General features: G+C 68.7%; 15 protein-coding genes. 12 read left to right on the forward strand and 3 right to left on the reverse strand.

What is annotated here, in order from left to right:
* Positions 1-2: 2 nt before the first annotated feature.
* The 3 genes from FNM00_RS16990 to FNM00_RS17000 are packed head-to-tail and all read left to right on the forward strand — an operon-like array spanning position 3 to position 4,386.
* A complete protein-coding gene (locus FNM00_RS16990) occupies positions 3-1,577 on the forward strand; it encodes a carboxyl transferase domain-containing protein (RefSeq protein WP_143914728.1) in 1,575 nt (524 codons plus the stop codon).
* Positions 1,574-3,457, forward strand: coding sequence for an acetyl/propionyl/methylcrotonyl-CoA carboxylase subunit alpha (locus FNM00_RS16995; protein ID WP_143914729.1), 1,884 nt, complete (start codon positions 1,574-1,576; stop codon positions 3,455-3,457). The genes FNM00_RS16990 and FNM00_RS16995 overlap by 4 nt, the downstream gene beginning before the upstream one ends.
* Entirely contained in the window at positions 3,457-4,386 is a 930-nt protein-coding gene (locus FNM00_RS17000) for a hydroxymethylglutaryl-CoA lyase (RefSeq protein ID WP_143914730.1), read from the forward strand. The genes FNM00_RS16995 and FNM00_RS17000 overlap by 1 nt, the downstream gene beginning before the upstream one ends.
* A 214-nt stretch (positions 4,387-4,600) precedes the next feature.
* Here FNM00_RS17000 and FNM00_RS17005 read toward each other — a convergent pair whose 3' ends face one another.
* On the reverse strand, positions 4,601-5,272 hold the full coding sequence (locus tag FNM00_RS17005; protein WP_143914731.1) for an EcsC family protein: 672 nt from the start codon (positions 5,270-5,272) through the stop codon (positions 4,601-4,603).
* Between the two features lie 81 nt (positions 5,273-5,353).
* On the opposite strand from FNM00_RS17005, the gene FNM00_RS17010 reads away from it, so the two are divergent.
* The 4 genes from FNM00_RS17010 (at position 5,354) to FNM00_RS17025 (ending at position 8,819) form a co-directional block, all read left to right on the forward strand.
* A complete protein-coding gene (locus tag FNM00_RS17010) occupies positions 5,354-6,325 on the forward strand; it encodes a phosphotransferase (protein ID WP_143914732.1) in 972 nt (323 codons plus the stop codon).
* Positions 6,322-7,002 (forward strand): leucyl/phenylalanyl-tRNA--protein transferase, encoded by a 681-nt coding sequence (aat, locus tag FNM00_RS17015; RefSeq protein WP_143914733.1) that lies wholly within the window; start codon positions 6,322-6,324, stop codon positions 7,000-7,002. The genes FNM00_RS17010 and aat overlap by 4 nt, the downstream gene beginning before the upstream one ends.
* A gap of 89 nt (positions 7,003-7,091) precedes the next feature.
* Complete coding sequence (locus FNM00_RS17020; protein WP_087622326.1) at positions 7,092-7,370, forward strand: HU family DNA-binding protein; 279 nt, start codon at positions 7,092-7,094, stop codon at positions 7,368-7,370.
* A 333-nt stretch (positions 7,371-7,703) separates the two neighbouring features.
* Entirely contained in the window at positions 7,704-8,819 is a 1,116-nt protein-coding gene (locus FNM00_RS17025; RefSeq protein WP_143914734.1) for a CPBP family intramembrane glutamic endopeptidase, read from the forward strand.
* Here FNM00_RS17025 and FNM00_RS17030 read toward each other — a convergent pair.
* On the reverse strand, positions 8,806-9,126 hold the full coding sequence (locus FNM00_RS17030; protein WP_143914735.1) for a rhodanese-like domain-containing protein: 321 nt from the start codon (positions 9,124-9,126) through the stop codon (positions 8,806-8,808). The genes FNM00_RS17025 and FNM00_RS17030 overlap by 14 nt on opposite strands.
* 130 nt (positions 9,127-9,256) lie before the next feature.
* Between FNM00_RS17030 and FNM00_RS17035 the strand changes: the two genes are divergently transcribed.
* Both FNM00_RS17035 and FNM00_RS17040 read left to right on the forward strand, forming a co-directional pair.
* Entirely contained in the window at positions 9,257-9,658 is a 402-nt protein-coding gene (locus FNM00_RS17035; protein WP_185973211.1) for an ATP-binding protein, read from the forward strand.
* 34 nt (positions 9,659-9,692) lie between these two features.
* Positions 9,693-10,517 carry a DUF5926 family protein gene (locus FNM00_RS17040; protein ID WP_143914737.1) on the forward strand — a complete coding sequence of 275 codons (825 nt, stop codon included), beginning with the start codon at positions 9,693-9,695 and terminating at the stop codon, positions 10,515-10,517.
* On the opposite strand, the gene FNM00_RS17045 is transcribed toward FNM00_RS17040, so the two are convergent.
* Positions 10,456-11,697: an arginine deiminase gene (locus FNM00_RS17045; protein ID WP_143914738.1), complete on the reverse strand. Its 1,242-nt coding sequence runs from the start codon at positions 11,695-11,697 to the stop codon at positions 10,456-10,458. The genes FNM00_RS17040 and FNM00_RS17045 overlap by 62 nt on opposite strands.
* Positions 11,698-11,968: 271 nt before the next feature.
* On the opposite strand from FNM00_RS17045, the gene FNM00_RS17050 reads away from it, so the two are divergent.
* The 3 genes from FNM00_RS17050 to FNM00_RS17060 form a co-directional block, all read left to right on the forward strand.
* Complete coding sequence (locus FNM00_RS17050; RefSeq protein WP_143914739.1) at positions 11,969-12,679, forward strand: HAD family hydrolase; 711 nt, start codon at positions 11,969-11,971, stop codon at positions 12,677-12,679.
* A 79-nt stretch (positions 12,680-12,758) separates the two neighbouring features.
* On the forward strand, positions 12,759-15,263 hold the full coding sequence (locus FNM00_RS17055) for a glycoside hydrolase family 65 protein (protein ID WP_143914740.1): 2,505 nt from the start codon (positions 12,759-12,761) through the stop codon (positions 15,261-15,263).
* A gap of 66 nt (positions 15,264-15,329) precedes the next feature.
* Positions 15,330-15,618, forward strand: a 289-nt coding sequence (locus FNM00_RS17060) for a DUF222 domain-containing protein (protein ID WP_143914741.1), incomplete at its 3' end; no start/stop codon positions are given.

Raw genomic sequence — 15,618 nt, forward strand, 5'->3', positions numbered from 1 at the left:
TAATGACTGTTAACCTTCGAGGCGTGACCCTCCAGGATCTCGTCTCCGAACTCCGTGAGCGCACCGCCGTCGCCCGGCGTGGCGGCAGCGATGCCGCCCGCGAACGGCATCTGTCCCGCGGCAAGCTGCTCCCTCGCGATCGCGTGGACCGGTTGCTTGATCCCGGCTCGCCGTTCCTTGAGATCGCACCACTCGCGGCGCACGACGTGTACGGCGGCGATGTGCCCAGCGCGGGCATCGTCACCGGCATCGGCCGGGTCGCGGGACGCGAATGTGTCATCGTCGCCAATGACGCGACGGTCAAAGGTGGCACCTACTACCCGCTCACCGTCAAGAAGCACCTGCGGGCGCAGACGATCGCCCAGCAGAACCGGCTGCCGTGCGTCTACCTCGTCGACTCCGGCGGAGCCTTCCTGCCGATGCAGGACGAGGTGTTCCCCGACCGCGAGCACTTCGGCCGGATCTTCTACAACCAGGCACAGATGTCGGCGCAGGGCATCCCGCAGATCGCCGCGGTCATGGGCTCCTGCACCGCCGGCGGCGCCTATGTGCCGGCGATGAGCGACGAGAGCGTCATCGTGCGCGACCAGGGCACGATCTTCCTCGGCGGGCCGCCGCTCGTGAAGGCCGCCACCGGCGAGGTGGTGACCGCCGAGGAGCTCGGCGGCGGCGACGTGCACGCCCGCACCTCCGGTGTGGTGGACCATCTCGCCGAGGACGACGAGCATGCGCTGGCGATCGTCCGCTCCATCGTCGAGACCCTCGAACGCCCACAGGCCCCCGCCTATGTCCGGCGCGAGCCCGTCGAGCCGAGGGATGACCCGTCCGGCCTCTACGACGTGATCCCCGACGACCCGCGCGTGCCCTATGACGTACGCGAGGTCATCCGCCGGATCGTCGACGACTCGCGCCTACACGAGTTCAAGCCGCTCTACGGCGATACCCTCGTCTGCGGTTTCGCCCACATCTGGGGCTACCCCGTCGCCATCCTGGCCAATAACGGCATCCTCTTCAGCGAGTCGGCGATGAAGGGCGCGCACTTCATCGAGCTGGCCAATCAGCGCGGCATCCCGCTGGTCTTCCTGCAGAACATCACCGGCTTCATGGTCGGCAAGGAGTACGAGAACGGGGGCATCGCGAAGGACGGCGCCAAACTGGTCACCGCTGTCGCGTCGAGCGTCGTCCCCAAGTTCACCGTCGTCATCGGCGGCTCCTATGGTGCGGGCAACTACGGCATGTGCGGTCGCGCCTACGATCCGCGATTCCTGTGGATATGGCCCAACGCCCGGATCTCGGTCATGGGCGGCGAGCAGGCCGCGTCGGTGCTCGCCACCGTCCGCCGCGACGCCCTCGAGGCCAAGGGCGGCGAGTGGAGCGAGGAGGACGAGGAGGCCTTCAAGGAGCCGATCCGCGCGCAATACGAGGAGCAGGGGTCCCCCTACTACTCCACCGCCCGGCTGTGGGACGACGGCATCATCGATCCCGCAAACACCCGGCGCGTGCTCGGACTCGGGCTCCAGGCCGCCGCGCACGCTCCCATCCCCGCCACCCCACAGTTCGGAGTGTTCCGGCTATGACTTTCTCCCGTGTCCTCATCGCCAACCGTGGCGAGATCGCCCGCCGCATCATCCGGGCCTGCCGCGACGTCGGACTCGTCAGCATCGCGGTCTACGCCGATGCCGATGCCGACGCCGCCTTCACCCGCGAGGCCGACGAGTCCGTGCGCATCGGCCCCACCCCCGCGAGCGAGTCCTATCTCTCGATCGAGGCGATCCTCGACGCCGCCCGTCGCACCGGTGCCGAGGCGGTCCATCCCGGTTACGGCTTCCTGTCCGAGCGGGCGGAGTTCGCTCGGGCGGTGACCGAGGCCGGTCTGGTGTTCATCGGCCCGAGCGCCGAGGTGATGGAGGCGATGGGCCGCAAGGACCGCGCCCGCGATATCGCCGAGCGCGCCGGGGTCCCCATCACCCCGCGCTTCGAGCCCGATGACATCCCCGCGGACGCCTTCCCGGTCCTCGTGAAGGCGGCGGCAGGAGGGGGTGGCAAGGGCATGCACGTCGCTCGACGCCCCGATGACCTCGCCGATGCGCTCGCGGTCGCGAGTCGTGAGGCCCGGTCCGCCTTCGGCGATGACACGCTGCTGATCGAGAAGTACGTCGAGCGGGGTCGGCACGTCGAGGTGCAGGTCTTCGGCGACACCCGCGGCGAGATCGTGCATCTCTACGAGCGTGACTGTTCGGCGCAGCGACGGCACCAGAAGGTCATCGAAGAGGCTCCGGCGCCCTTCCTCGACCCGGCGGTCAGGCAGTTGCTGCTCGACTCGGCAGTCGCGCTCTGCCGCGAGGTCGGGTATGTGGGCGCCGGGACCGTCGAGTTCCTGGTCGCGGGCACGGATGCCTACTTCCTGGAGATGAACACCCGGCTCCAAGTCGAGCATCCGGTCACCGAGGAAGTCACCGGTGTCGATCTCGTGCAGTGGCAGTTCCAGATCGCGCAGGGGGAACCGCTGCCGCTGCGCCAGGACGAGATCGGCTGCGAGGGCCATGCGATCGAGGCCCGTATCTACGCCGAGGACCCCTATGCCGGCTTCCTGCCGCAGGCCGGTCGGGTGGTCGACGTGCAGTGGCCGTGGCACGAACGCGTCGAGGCGGCGCTCGACGGTCCAGGCGAGGTCGGCACGGCCTACGATCCGATGCTGGCCAAGATCATCACGCGCGGGGCCACGCGGGACGAGGCGATCGACGCGCTCGTCGCCGCGCTGAGCGAGACGGCGGTGCTCGGGGTCACCACCAATACCGGCTTCGTCCGCCGGCTGGCGGACAGTACGGCCTTCCGCGAGGGCGATGTGCACACCGGATGGCTCGATGATCCCGAGCTCTCGTCCGCATTACTCGATCGACCGGAACTCAGTGACCGGGCGCTGGCCGAGGCGGCTCAGTGCATGACCGAGCCGGCCGAGGACGATCCCTTCGGCTGCCGCGACGGATGGCGTTCGGCCGGCCACGCAGGTCCCGACCGCGTGGTCCTCGTCGAACAGTTCGGTCAGCGGCACGAGATCGACCTGGATGCTTCCGCGCAATGTCGTCGTGAGGCGATACCCGAGCCGTGGATAGGTGCGCCGTGGCTACGGCGGATCGGCGGCCGGGTCTGGGTCGCCCAGCACGGTGAGTCGTGGGTTCTGGAGGTCCCGGATCCGATGTCGCGTGCCCGCTCCGCCGCCCAGGGCGACGAGACGGTGACGGCGCCGATGCCGGGAACGGTGCTGACGGTCCAGGTCGCCGAAGGCGATCGGGTCGTCGCCGATCAGCGCATCGCGACGATGGAGGCGATGAAGATGGAGCTCACGCTCGTCGCCCCCCACGACGGAGTGGTGGGAGAGCTCGGCGCCCGGCCGGGGCAACAGGTGCCGATCGGGCAGGTGATCGCCCGGGTCACCGCGGCCGACGGGGACGCCTGATGGGCCGCGCCCTGCCGATGACGGTCCGCGAGGAGGGACTGCCCGAGCGGGTGACGATCTACGAGGTCGGACCGCGCGACGGGCTGCAGAATGAGAAGGCGATCGTCCCGCTGGAGGTCAAGGCGGCGTTCGTGGAGCGGCTGGTGGCTGCCGGCCTGCCGATCGTGGAGGCGACGAGCTTCGTGCATCCGCGCTGGGTGCCGCAGCTCGCCGATGCGGCCGAGCTCGTCGCCGGCCTCGACCTCGACGGTGCGATTCCGTTGCCCGTCCTGGTGCCCAATGAGCGTGGCCTCGACCGGGCGATCGAGGCTGGGTGCCGGCATATCGCGGTCTTCGCGAGCGCCACCGAGACCTTCGCGGCCAAGAACCTGAACACGACGCTGGAGGACCAGTTCGCGATGTTCGAGCCGGTCGTGCGGCGCGCCCTCGATCAGGGGATCGATGTCCGCGCCTATGTGTCGATGTGCTTCGGCGATCCGTGGGAGGGCGCGGTCCCGATCGAACAGGTGGTCGCGGTCGGCACCCGGCTGCTCGGCCTCGGGGCCTCGCAGCTCTCGCTCGGCGACACGATCGGCGTGGGAACCGTGGGTCACGTGGGCGCACTCGTCGAGGCCTTCGGCGCTGCGGGTGTGGGTGTCGACCGGCTCGCGATGCACTTCCACGACACCTACGGCCAGGCGCTCGCCAATGCCCATGCGGCGTTGCGCCAGGGGATCACGACCTTCGACGCCTCGGCCGGCGGCCTCGGCGGATGTCCCTATGCCGAGAGCGCTACCGGCAATCTGGCCACCGAGGATCTGATCTGGATGCTCGACGGCCTCGGCATCGAGCACGGCGTCGACCTCGATGCGGTGGTGGCGACGAGCATCTGGATGGCCGAACAGTTGGGTCGCCCCAGCCCGTCGGCCGTCGTCCGCGCCCTCACCTGACCTTCCGGGTCCAACTTCTGGCCACTTGTGGCCCCTTCGGAAGCCGGAGGAGGGGCCACAACCGGCCACACCTTGGTCCGGAAGCTCACCTTGTCCGGTTGTCGAGACGATCTCAGTATGCGGTCGCCCCGCGACGAGCGAGCAGGATTTGGCCACTTGTGGCCCGTTCAGAGGTCGTCGAAAGGGCCACAAGTGGCCAAAAGTTGGACGGGGCTCAGCGCAGCCGGCGGTCGCGCAACTCGGTCTGGGCGTACTTCCCGACCTGCCAGGTGCCGAGACCGTCGGCGCCGGCGCCCACCGCGCCGCCCAGCAACGGCACGCGCTTGCCGACGAGCATGACCGCACGCCGACCGACCGTGCGACCGACGAGCTCCCCGGTGACCTCCCGGGCGATGCGGTCGTCGAGCGCCGGGTCATGGACCGGCGAGGTGGCCATCGCCATCGGCGATGACGGCAACCGGTGGCTACGGATCATCTGCTCGACGGTCTCCTCGCCCAGCATGACCGCCAGGATCGCATTGCGGACCCGTGGATCCTCGATGTCGTAGCCGCGCAGATGCGCCACGCTCGCGACCAGATGGCACTGCACGATCGTCACGCCCACGACGTTCGCCGGCAGGGTCGCGGCCGCGATCGAGAGGCCGCCCAGATTGGTGACGAATCCCTGAAGCCCAGCCAGGCTGGTGTGCGTGCGTACGAGGGCCGCGACGGCCTTCTCGACGTCGCCACCGTGGCTCGCCAGCTTGCCGCCGGCCGTCTCGATGACCGGCCGCAGGGGTCCGGCGCCGTCGATGGCGCGATCCAGTACCGCGCGGACATAGCCGGAGGCGACGCGGGGAACCAGCTTCGATCCCGCGCCGACGGCCATAGTGCTTCCCAGACCCATACCCCCAGGATAGGAAGCCGTTCCTATCCGCGGGGCCCGAATCTGCGCGAGGATGTATGGGGGACGATCGAGGGAGCACCCATGACGGTCCGGACACCGCCTTTCTCGCAGCAGGTCGTGAGCCCGGCGTGGCGCTCCGCGGCGACGGAGTGGATCGCCGAGATGGTCACCCGTGCGGGGTGGCGGCTCACCGGCCCGATCCGCCAACCGCGTGTTCGACCCTGGTCGACCCAGCTCGTCGTGGCGACCGACCACGGCGATGTCTGGTTCAAGGCCAACTGCCGCGCGGCCCGGTTCGAAGCGGGGGTGCACCAGCTGCTCACCCAGCTGATCCCCGAGCTCCTCCAGCGACCGCTGGCCGTCGATCCGCGCCGGGGATGGCTGCTCACCGCCGACCACGGAGAGCGTCCCCTCGAGGACACGGACGCCGGCACCGCGGACTGGTGCGCGCTCGTGCGCGAGGGAGCGCGATGGCAGCAGCGGCTGGCCGACCATGGAACCGAGCTGCTGGAGGCCGGGCTCCCGGACCACTCCCCCAGGACGGTGCCCGAGCGGTTCGATCAGCTCCTCGACGCCCTCGAAGGTCTGCCGGACCTGCATCCCTCGGCGCTCACGGCTGACGAGGCGACGCGATTCCGGCGGCATCGCGACGAGCTCGCTGAGGCGTGCGCGGCATTGGAGGCCTCCTCGCTGCCCACCACGTTCCAGCACGGCGACCTGCACTGGGGCAATGTGTGGGGAACGCGCGAGCGGCCACGATTGCTCGACTTCGGCGACGCGAGCTGGGCGCCCGCCGTCGAGCTGCTGTCCGTCCCCCGCGCGGTCGCGCGCATGGGGGCGGATGTCGACTGGCTCGGGGTCGTCGCCGCCTACCTGGAGGTCTGGGACATCGACCACACGGCCTGGGGCGTGGCCTGGAACGCGGCGACCTTCACCCATGCGGTCAATCGCGCCGGGAGCTGGTGGGGCCTGCTGCAGGAGGCGACCGAGGCCGAGTGGGAGCAGTGGGGTGAGGCACCGCTGGCCCATCTGCGCGAGATGATGAGGACATGACCGGACCGGTGCCGCTGCCGCCACCCGTGTGGGACTTCACCTCGGCGCGGTGGCCGGAGGACGACTGCGTCGCGGCGGGCGCCGACCTCGAACCCTCCACTCTGGTCGAGGCCTACCGCAATGGCCTCTTCCCGATGCCCGACGGGGGGCAGCTGTTGTGGTGGTGCCCGCTCGAGCGCGGTGTGCTCGAACCGGGACGTATCCGGGTCTCGCGGTCGCTACGCGCCTCGACGCGTCGGTTCACGATCACGGTCGACCAGGACTTCGCCGGAGTGGTCGCCGGGTGTGCCGACCCGCGTCGCCCGGGCGCCTGGATCGACCGCTCGATCGCGCGCGCTTACCAGCGATTGCACGAGTTCGGCTGGGCACATTCGATCGAGGTCCGTGACGACGACGGTGCGCTGGTGGGCGGTCTGTACGGTGTCGCCGTGGGACGCCTGTTCGCCGGGGAATCGATGTTCCATCGGGTGAGAGACGCGTCCAAGGTGGCGCTGGTGGCGTTGAACGAACTATTGGAATCGCAGGCAGGATCGGACTATCTTGTCGACACGCAGTGGCAGACGCCGCACCTGGCCTCACTCGGCGTGACCACAGTGAGACGGGATGAGTACCTGCGTCGTATCGGTCCGCTGACCGCCGGTCAGCCGTTGGACTGGACGTTCTCTACCACCGGATAAACCCCGCGACACGGCCGGGTAGGGCTTGGAATTTCGCGGAGTATTCATAGACTGGCGGACGCACACATCAATCTGCACTAGGAGTTTTCGTGGCTCTCTCCCGCAACGACCTCGTCGCCGCCCTCGCTGAGCAGGCCGGCGTGACCAAGACCGACGCCGACAAGGTGCTCTCGGCCTTCAGCGATGTCGTCCTCGACGCCGTCTCCAAGGGCGACAAGGTCTCCATCCCCGGCATCCTGTCGGTCGAGCGCGTCGAGCGCGCCGCTCGCACGGGCCGGAACCCCGCCACCGGCGAGACGATCGACATCCCGGCCGGTTACGGCGTGAAGGTCAGCGCCGGCTCGCGCCTGAAGGCCGCCGCCAAGTAAGACGTCCCGCTCCGGACCTTCCTCGTCGCCGATGGCGGCGAGGGGAGAGGTCCTGTGCGTGATGGCGACATCGACGCGCCCCCGTTCCTCGTGGACGGGGGCGCGTCGTCGTTCTAGTGTCGTGTGTTGGAAGTTCGTTGCCGAGAGGCGTCGTCTGAGTGGATGCTCCGCAAGGCGGCGGAGCGAAGGCAGGCTGGACGCCTTTCGAGTGACGCCAACGTCGCGGAGCGCCGCTCAGACGAGGAAAAGCGGCGATGAACTTCCGACACACGACGCTAGGGTCCTGTGGACAGGGTCCGATGAGCGGGGGCGGCATATGTGACGATGCGAGGCATGGCCACTCGCTTCCACCGACTCGCACGCGAGTCCACCGACTTCGCCCACTGGAAGCTGCCCGTCGCCGCGGTGCTCGCGGTGTGCTTCTTCTTCGCGGCGTCGATCGTGCTCGTGCTCGGTGCGCTCATGGTGGTGGCCATCGACGGGTCGCCCGGTGGGGTCGACGACTTCCTTGACGCCACGGCACGGTTCGACCTGCTCGATCCGGGCATCTTCGCGTTCGCGATGGTCTCCATCATCGTGATGGTCCCGAGTGTGTGGTCCGCGACGGCCATCGTGTGGCGCAGGCACGCGCGCTACCTGCTGTCGGTCGAGGGGCGGCTGCGATGGGGTTGGCTGGCGCGGTGCGCGCTGATCGCGGTCGGGGCGCTGGGAGTCGCGATCGGCGGGGCGGTGGCTATGGAGGCCTCCACCGGACCCCTGACCTACGAGTTCACCGGGCGATCGGCGTTGATGATCGTGCTCGTCCTGCTGCTCGTTCCGCTGCAGTCTGCCGCCGAGGAGTACGCCTTCCGTGGTTTCGGTCTGCAACTCATCGGTTCGTGGGTGAGATCGCCGGTCCTGCCGCTGCTGGTGACCACGCTGGTCTTCGCCGCCGGACACATCTACGAGTTCTGGGGCCTGGTCGACGTCGCGGTGTTCGGGTTGACCGCCGGCTGGTTGACCATCCGTACCGGGGGACTCGAAGCGGCGATCGCGGTCCACGTGGTCAACAACGTGCTGCTGTTCGTGCTCGGCGCGGTGGGCCTCGTCGACCCCACGGGCGAGCAGGGCGATCTCGGTCCCGTCGATGTGCTGCCGACGGTGGTCGCGATGGCGGTGATCATCGCGCTGGTCGAGTGGCAGGCGCGCCGTGTCGGACTGGTGACCGAGCGTGCGCCCCAGCCGCCGCGTCCGGTGCCGCCGGTCGGTCCAGCGCCGCCCCCGCGTCCACCGATGACGGGGCCGCCCGCGGGGCCGCCGGTGAGCTGGCCCCCGCAGGCGGCGCCCCCGCCGCGGCATCCGGTGGTGCCGGTGCCGCCGAACGCGCCGGACTATCCCGGGCAGCTCACCCCCGGCTGGCCGCGTCCTGGAGAGAGGGGCAGCGGTGACCAACGGGTCAGGCGGTGGTGACGGGGCGTCCCGCGGCGTGCCACGCTTCGATGCCGCCCTCGAGGTTGACCACGTGATAGCCCTGCTGGGAGAGCCAGGCGGTGGCTCGTGCCGACCTGCCACCGAGGTGGCACATGACCACGGTCGGGGTTTGCGGATCGAGTTCTCCGACGCGGTCGGGCAGCGTCCCCAGGGGGATATGCGTCGCCCCGGATACATGCCCCGAGGTCCACTCATCGGGCTCGCGCACGTCGAGCACGACGAGCTCGGCCGGCAGCGGATCGGGCAGGTCGGCGACGGTCACCGAGGGGATCGACGAGTCGTTCATGGTTTCATTGTGTCGCACGGTCAATTGCACGGTGAACTCCCCGAGTGGTTTCCTAGGTGACGCTGTCGGGTCCTTGTTCGAGTTGAGGGGCCGTGTTGTCTGGGCGAGGATGGAGCGACAGGAGGTGACCATGATCGAGACGTCGGCGTCTGTCAGGCTGCCGTTCGAGTCCTCCACGCCGAGCCTGGCGCGGACGAAGCTCGCGGCCTTCCTGACCCGACACGAGGTCAGCCCCGAGGTCATCGACAATGGCCTGATCGTCTTGAGCGAGATGATCGCCAACGCGGTGTCGCACGGCTCCCCGGACGACAGCGGATCCATGGAGATCACCTGGTCGATCAACGGCGAGCTGCTCGAGCTCAGCGTCCTCGACGCAGGCAGCGGAGCGACTCTCAAACCGGTCGACTTCGACGAGGACTCGCTGAGCGGTCGCGGGCTCTCCATCATCAACCGTGTCGCCGACCGCTGGTGGGTGGACATGTCCCAGGGCACGCGAGTCAGCGCCGAGCTGGCGATCAGCGACGCCCTCTGATCTCAGGAGACCTGTGGGTAGGAAAACACGTCGCGTGCGTCACCGCGTCGAGAAGATGCCCTTCGCCGCCCGACCCTTCGAGGGACTCCCCGATGAACGTGAGTGGATAGCGCTCCGCAACTTCGTCGAGCGTGGACGCGCCACCGTGACCTTGCGTGATGGTCGGCAGATCAGCATCGTCAGTCAGCTGCCCGGTGCCGTGGCGGCCTGTGTCAAGGAGGACGGCGAGATCCAGGTCGCCATCCAGGTGGCGCACGATTTCGGTGATCTCAGCCGGGATCTGGCGCATGCGATCGCGCTGGCATCCGATCGTGAGCCCGGTTCGATGGTCTCGATGACCGATCCGGGGGTCGGGGAGCGGATGCAGGACATCATCGACCCCGACAGCACCTTCGAGATCGAGCTCCTGAAGAACTTCGACTTCTGGAAGCCCTCCGATCCGGAGATCGAGATCGACATGAACCTCGACACGGCGATGCTGGAGGCCAAGACGCTGTCGCACGCCAGCTGGCGGATCCGGCCCCACGCCTACGTCACGCAGTACGGGTCCTTCGAGTCCTATCTGCGGTGGTTCCTCGTCGAGGACGAGAATGCGGTGCTCACCGCTCTCGCGCGGCTCCACCTGGCGGCGACCGATCGTGTCGGGGGCCGCCATCTGCTGGGCACGTTCAAGGCCGACGGCCTCCCGGTCCTTGTGTGGGAGGTGGACCGCTTCGACGATCACGAGAAGCTCGCCAAGCATCTCGCGAATGTCGAGGAGGCGTTGACGGAGGCGCTCGCGCGCGATGACGAACCGCTCACCCAGGCGGAGCGGTCGGCGCGGCAGAGCCTGTTGTCGCGCCAGGTGGTCGTGCGCTGACCCTGTCGATCGGACACGACATGCACCTCGGGCCGCCGCGGCCGGAGCCGAGCTCGGACCCGGGGATGGTCACGACGTCGATCCCGGCGTCGCGGAGCCGGTCGTTGGTCTGCTCGTTGCGTTCGTAGGCCACTGTCACGCGCGGTGCGAGGGCGAGGGTGTTGTTGCCGTCGTCCCACTGCTCGCGTTCCGCGGTGACCGGGTCGAGTCCGGTGTCGATGCGGTGCAGCTCCTCGATGCCCATGGCCTCGGCGGCGGTCTCGAAAAAGGGCCGGGCCGGTGCCGCGTGGAGATCCTCGCCGTCCCAGGTGATCGCGTGCGCTCGCAGTCGTGCGGCCATCGTCGGGTAGACCACCACCGTGTCGACGTCGACCATGGTGACGATCGTGTCGAGGTGCATCGTCGCCCGGTCCTGGGCGATCGGCACCGCGAGGACAGTCCGGGCGAGGCCGTGGCGCAGCACCTGCTCGGCGAATCGCTCGCAGCCGGCCGGTGTGGTTCGCTCGCCGACGCCGACGGCGATCACGTCCGGTGCGAGCAGCAGGACGTCCCCGCCCTCGAGATGCTCGCGGTGGGGGCCGTGGAGGACGGTGCTGTCCTTGAAACGCGGGTGGAAACGGTAGATCGATCCGGTCAGCTGGGTCTCGCGTGACCGCGCGGGCATCGCGAGGCTGGTCACGGCGACGTGCTCGGGGAGCCAGAACGAGGAGTCGCGGGTGAACAGGAGATTCGGCAGCGGGTCGATCAGGAAGTCCTCGTGGGCCAGCAGGCTCGTGACCAGGGTGGAGGTCCCGCTGAGCTCGTCGTTGCGCAGGCCAGCGGTCAGGACGGTGGCGAGCGCGGAGGGATCGAGATCGGCGAGGGCCTCGCGCAGATAGCGACGGAGCCCGAGGCCCAGTCGCGGGTCGGCCGTCGTCTCGTCGATGACGTGGTGCCGGGCGGCCGGGTCCTGCAGTGTCTCGGTGAGCAGCGCGACGAGGTAGAGCACCTCGACTCCTCGTGCCCGCAGCGCTTCGGTGAAGGCGTCGTGCTCCTCCTGGGCTCGCGATACCCAGGGGATCGCGTCGAAGAGCAGCTGATCGTTGTTCCGCGGCGTGAGGCGCGCCAGCTCCGGGCCCGGCCGGTGCACCAGGACGGTACGCAGTGTCCCGGTCTCGCTGTCGGCGCCTCGGAACGTCATGTCGGCAATCTACGAGCCCGGGTCGTCGCGCGCCAGCGGTCTACACCGGCCGCCGACCACGAAGGATGTGCCTCTGGGGTTGCTCCGGTGACCCCAGAGGCACATCCTTCGTCAGGGTTCGACGGACGATGCGACTCTGTGGCTGCCAGGGCAACCGCGGAAGCAGATCCTTCGTCGTCCTCGGCGGACCCGGGCGCCGACGATCGAGAACGTGGTTCGACTCACCGCGCCCAGGCTTTCGCATCGGAACTCTGGCCGTAGGCTTGGTGGGGTGAATTGGAGCGACTACGACGCCGCGCTGTTCGACCTCGACGGTGTCATCACGCCCACGGCCGTCGTGCACATGCGCGCCTGGAGCGCGATGTTCAACGACTTCCTCGCCGACCTGCCCGGCCAGCGTCCGTATACCGATGACGACTACTACCGCTATGTCGACGGCAAGCCGCGCTTCGAGGGCGTGGCGTCGTTCCTGGAGTCGCGTGGGATCGACCTGCCCTACGGCGACCCCGCCGACGATTCGAGCCAGCGCACGGTGTGCGGGCTCGGCAACCGCAAGAACGAGGCCTTCTCCGAGGTGCTGGCCGCTGAGGGCGTCGAGGCGTATCCGGGGTCGCGACGGCTCGTCGAGCAGCTCGCGGAGCGGGGCATCAAGCTTGCGGTCGTGTCCAGTTCGCGCAATGCCCCCACCGTCCTGCGTGCGGCGGGGATGATCGACTACTTCCCCGTCATCGTCGACGGTCGTGTGGCCGAGGAGGAGCAGCTCGCCGGCAAGCCCCAGCCCGACACCTTCCTCGACGCCGCGGCCAAGCTGAGCGTCCCGAAGGAGCGCGCCGTCGTGCTCGAGGACGCGGTGTCCGGCGTGCAGGCGGGCCGTGCCGGGGCCTTCGGCCTCGTCGTCGGCGTCGACCGCGGTGCGGGCCGCGACACATTGCTGGAGAACGGCGCCGACATCGTCGTCACCGACCTGGAGGAGCTGGCATGAGCGAGCGCAGCGAGCGAACGGTGGGTGTTGACGAGTGCCGCCATCGGCCTAGTCTTCTTCTCTTCGAGGCGGTGGCGGCATGAGCTCACACGAGGCACCGCGCATCCACGACTTCCTGGATCGCGGCCGGTTCCCGCTCGACGAGTGGCGTCTGGTCGAGGACCATCCGAACCACGAGGATCTCGGGGTCACCGAGACCCTCTTCGCCGTCGGCAACGGCTACCTGGGAATGCGCGGCAATGTCATCGAGGGCCGCGACTCGCACACCCACGGCACCTTCATCAACGGCTTCCACGAGACCTGGCCGATCCAGCACGCCGAGGAGGCCTACGGCTTCGCCCGCGTCGGCCAGACCATCGTCAACGCCCCCGATGCCAAGATCATGCGGCTCTACGTCGACGACGAGCCGTTGCTGCTCACCATCGCCGACCTGGTCGAGTACGAGCGGTCGCTGGACTTCCGCTCCGGTGTGCTCGAACGCGACATCATCTGGCGGACACCGAGCGGCAAGCGGGTCCGGGTCTCCACCAAGCGCATGGTGTCCTTCACGCAGCGCCACCTCGCGGTCATGACCTTCGAGGTCGAGATGCTCGACAGCGCCGCGCCGATCGCCATCTCCTCGCAGATCCTCAACCGCCAGGACGGCGAGGACGAGTACCACGTGCGCTCCAAGGCGATGGGCGAAGGACACGATCCCCGCAAGTCCGACACCTTCAGCCGCCGCGTGCTCGAGCCGATGTACAGCTGGGGGAGCGCGGCCGACGGGCGGATGGTCCTCGGCTATCGCGCGGTCGACAGCGGCATGACCCTCGCGGTCGCCGCCGACCACCTCTTCGAGACCGACAACGAGTGGGAGCAGTCGGTCCAGGTCGACGACGACCTCGCCAAGATCACCTACAAGGTCAACGCCCAGCCGGGCAAGCCCGTCAAGCTCGTCAAGCTCGCGGCCTATCACACCTCGCGGGGTGTGCCGCCGCGCGAGCTCGTGGACCGCTGCCGCCGCACCCTCGACCGCGCCAAGGACGAAGGCGTGCAGAAGCAGTTCGACGACCAGCGTGCCTGGCTCGATGCGTTCTGGGAGCGCTCCGATGTCACCGTCGCCGGCCAGCCGGCGATCCAGCAGGCCGTGCGCTGGAATCTCTTCCAGATCGCCCAGGCCTCGGCGCGCGCCGAGGGTCAGGGTGTCCCGGCCAAGGGCGTCACCGGTTCGGGGTACAGCGGCCACTACTTCTGGGACACCGAGGTCTATGTCCTGCCGTTCCTGACGTACACCTCGCCGCACTGGGCCCGCAACGCGCTGCGCTTCCGCTATTCGCTGCTCGACGCGGCCCGCCGACGGGCCACCGAGATGGCCCAACGCGGCGCGTTGTTCCCCTGGCGCACCATCAACGGCGAGGAGGCCTCGGCCTACTACGCCGCCGGGACCGCGCAGTACCACATCGACGCCGACGTGGCCTACGCACTGACCCAGTACCTCGCGGCCACGGGGGACACCGAGTTCCTCACCCGCGAGGCGATCGATGTGCTCGTCGAGACCGCGCGGATGTGGGCCGACCTCGGATTCTGGCGCGACGAGCAGGACGGTGCGTTCCACATCCACGGGGTCACCGGACCCGATGAGTACACGACCGTCGTCAACGACAATCTCTTCACCAATGTCATGGCCCGGTTCAACCTGCAGGCGGCGGCGCGGGCGGTGCGCGAGCTGGCCGAGCGCGACGGCGCCACCTACGATCGGCTCGTCTCACGACTGTCCCTCGTCGAGACCGAGGTCGAGGACTGGGAGCGCGCCGGCCGCGACATGGCCATCCCCTTCGACGAGCACCTCGGCATCCACCCGCAGGACCAGCACTTCCTCGAGCGGGAGGTCTGGGATCTCGACCACACGGGCCTCGACAAGCGTCCGCTGCTGTTGAACTATCACCCGCTGGTCATCTATCGCTTCCAGGTCATCAAGCAGGCCGATGTGGTGTTGGCGCTGTTCCTGCAGGGCGATCACTTCACCGATGAGCAGAAGCGCGCCAATTTCGAGTACTACGACCCGATCACCACCGGTGACTCGACCCTCTCGGGGGTGGTGCAGTCGATCATGGCCGCCGAGGTCGGCTATCACGACCTCGCGCTGCGGTACTTCCTCGGCGCGCTCTTCGTGGATCTCGCCGACCGGCATCACAATGCGAGCGACGGCGTCCATGTCGCCTCGACCGGGGGTGTCTGGAGCTGTCTGACCTCGGGATTCGGCGGGTTCCGCGATCACAATGGGGTCTTCGCCCTCGATCCTCGGCTCCCGGACGGCTGGCAGGAGCTCACGTTCCGGGTCACGTTGCACGGGGCGCGGGTACGTGTCTCCGTGCGCTCCGACGAGGTCGAGCTGGTGGTCGAGGACCAGCAGCCCGATGCCGACGGGCGTCTGGTCACGCCGACGATCGTGGTGCGAGGCAAGGAGATCGCGGTGCCCGACGACGAGCCCGTCGTCGTCGCCCTCGACGGCCAGGGGCCACGACTGGAGGGCACGCCGCCCCCGGTGGCCGGCCGTCGCCGCGCCGACGGCACGATCATCTCGGCCATCGTCCCGGGGGCCTGAGCGGGTTCATAGCAAAGCCCGTCACCATCTCTTGATGTTCGAACGCTTGTTCGATACTATAGGTGTATGAGTTCGGGGGATCTGGCGCAGCGGCTGCGGGACACCGCAGCGTTGTTGGATGCGTTCGCGCCCTCGACGGATGCGTTGCGGGTGCTGGAAGAGGTGCGGAATGCGGTGGACGCTGCCCAGGCTCAACTGACCGCTGAGATGTCCGAGACCCTCGAGTACGAGGTCGAGGGGTATAGCTCGGTGACGGCGTGGTTACGCGATCAGCTCCGGGTGAGCTCGCGGCGGGCGAGTGAGCTGGTCCGGTCTGGGGTGACGCTGAAGCAGATCCCCGAGGCCGCCGAGCTAG

Origin of the sequence: Aeromicrobium piscarium (assembly GCF_007421815.1) — a bacterium.
GTDB lineage: Bacteria > Actinomycetota > Actinomycetes > Propionibacteriales > Nocardioidaceae > Aeromicrobium > Aeromicrobium piscarium.

Bases quoted from the DNA above. Each gene is read 5' to 3' on its own strand.
- FNM00_RS16990 (WP_143914728.1), top strand. From the start codon at position 3: ATGACTGTTAACCTTCGAGGCGTGACCCTCCAGGATCTCGTCTCCGAA.
- FNM00_RS16995 (WP_143914729.1), top strand. From the start codon at position 1,574: ATGACTTTCTCCCGTGTCCTCATCGCCAACCGTGGCGAGATCGCCCGC.
- FNM00_RS17000 (WP_143914730.1), top strand. From the start codon at position 3,457: ATGGGCCGCGCCCTGCCGATGACGGTCCGCGAGGAGGGACTGCCCGAG.
- FNM00_RS17005 (WP_143914731.1), bottom strand. From the start codon at position 5,272: ATGGGTCTGGGAAGCACTATGGCCGTCGGCGCGGGATCGAAGCTGGTT.
- FNM00_RS17010 (WP_143914732.1), top strand. From the start codon at position 5,354: ATGACGGTCCGGACACCGCCTTTCTCGCAGCAGGTCGTGAGCCCGGCG.
- aat (WP_143914733.1), top strand. From the start codon at position 6,322: ATGACCGGACCGGTGCCGCTGCCGCCACCCGTGTGGGACTTCACCTCG.
- FNM00_RS17025 (WP_143914734.1), top strand. From the start codon at position 7,704: ATGGCCACTCGCTTCCACCGACTCGCACGCGAGTCCACCGACTTCGCC.
- FNM00_RS17030 (WP_143914735.1), bottom strand. From the start codon at position 9,126: ATGAACGACTCGTCGATCCCCTCGGTGACCGTCGCCGACCTGCCCGAT.
- FNM00_RS17035 (WP_185973211.1), top strand. From the start codon at position 9,257: ATGATCGAGACGTCGGCGTCTGTCAGGCTGCCGTTCGAGTCCTCCACG.
- FNM00_RS17045 (WP_143914738.1), bottom strand. From the start codon at position 11,697: ATGACGTTCCGAGGCGCCGACAGCGAGACCGGGACACTGCGTACCGTC.
- FNM00_RS17055 (WP_143914740.1), top strand. From the start codon at position 12,759: ATGAGCTCACACGAGGCACCGCGCATCCACGACTTCCTGGATCGCGGC.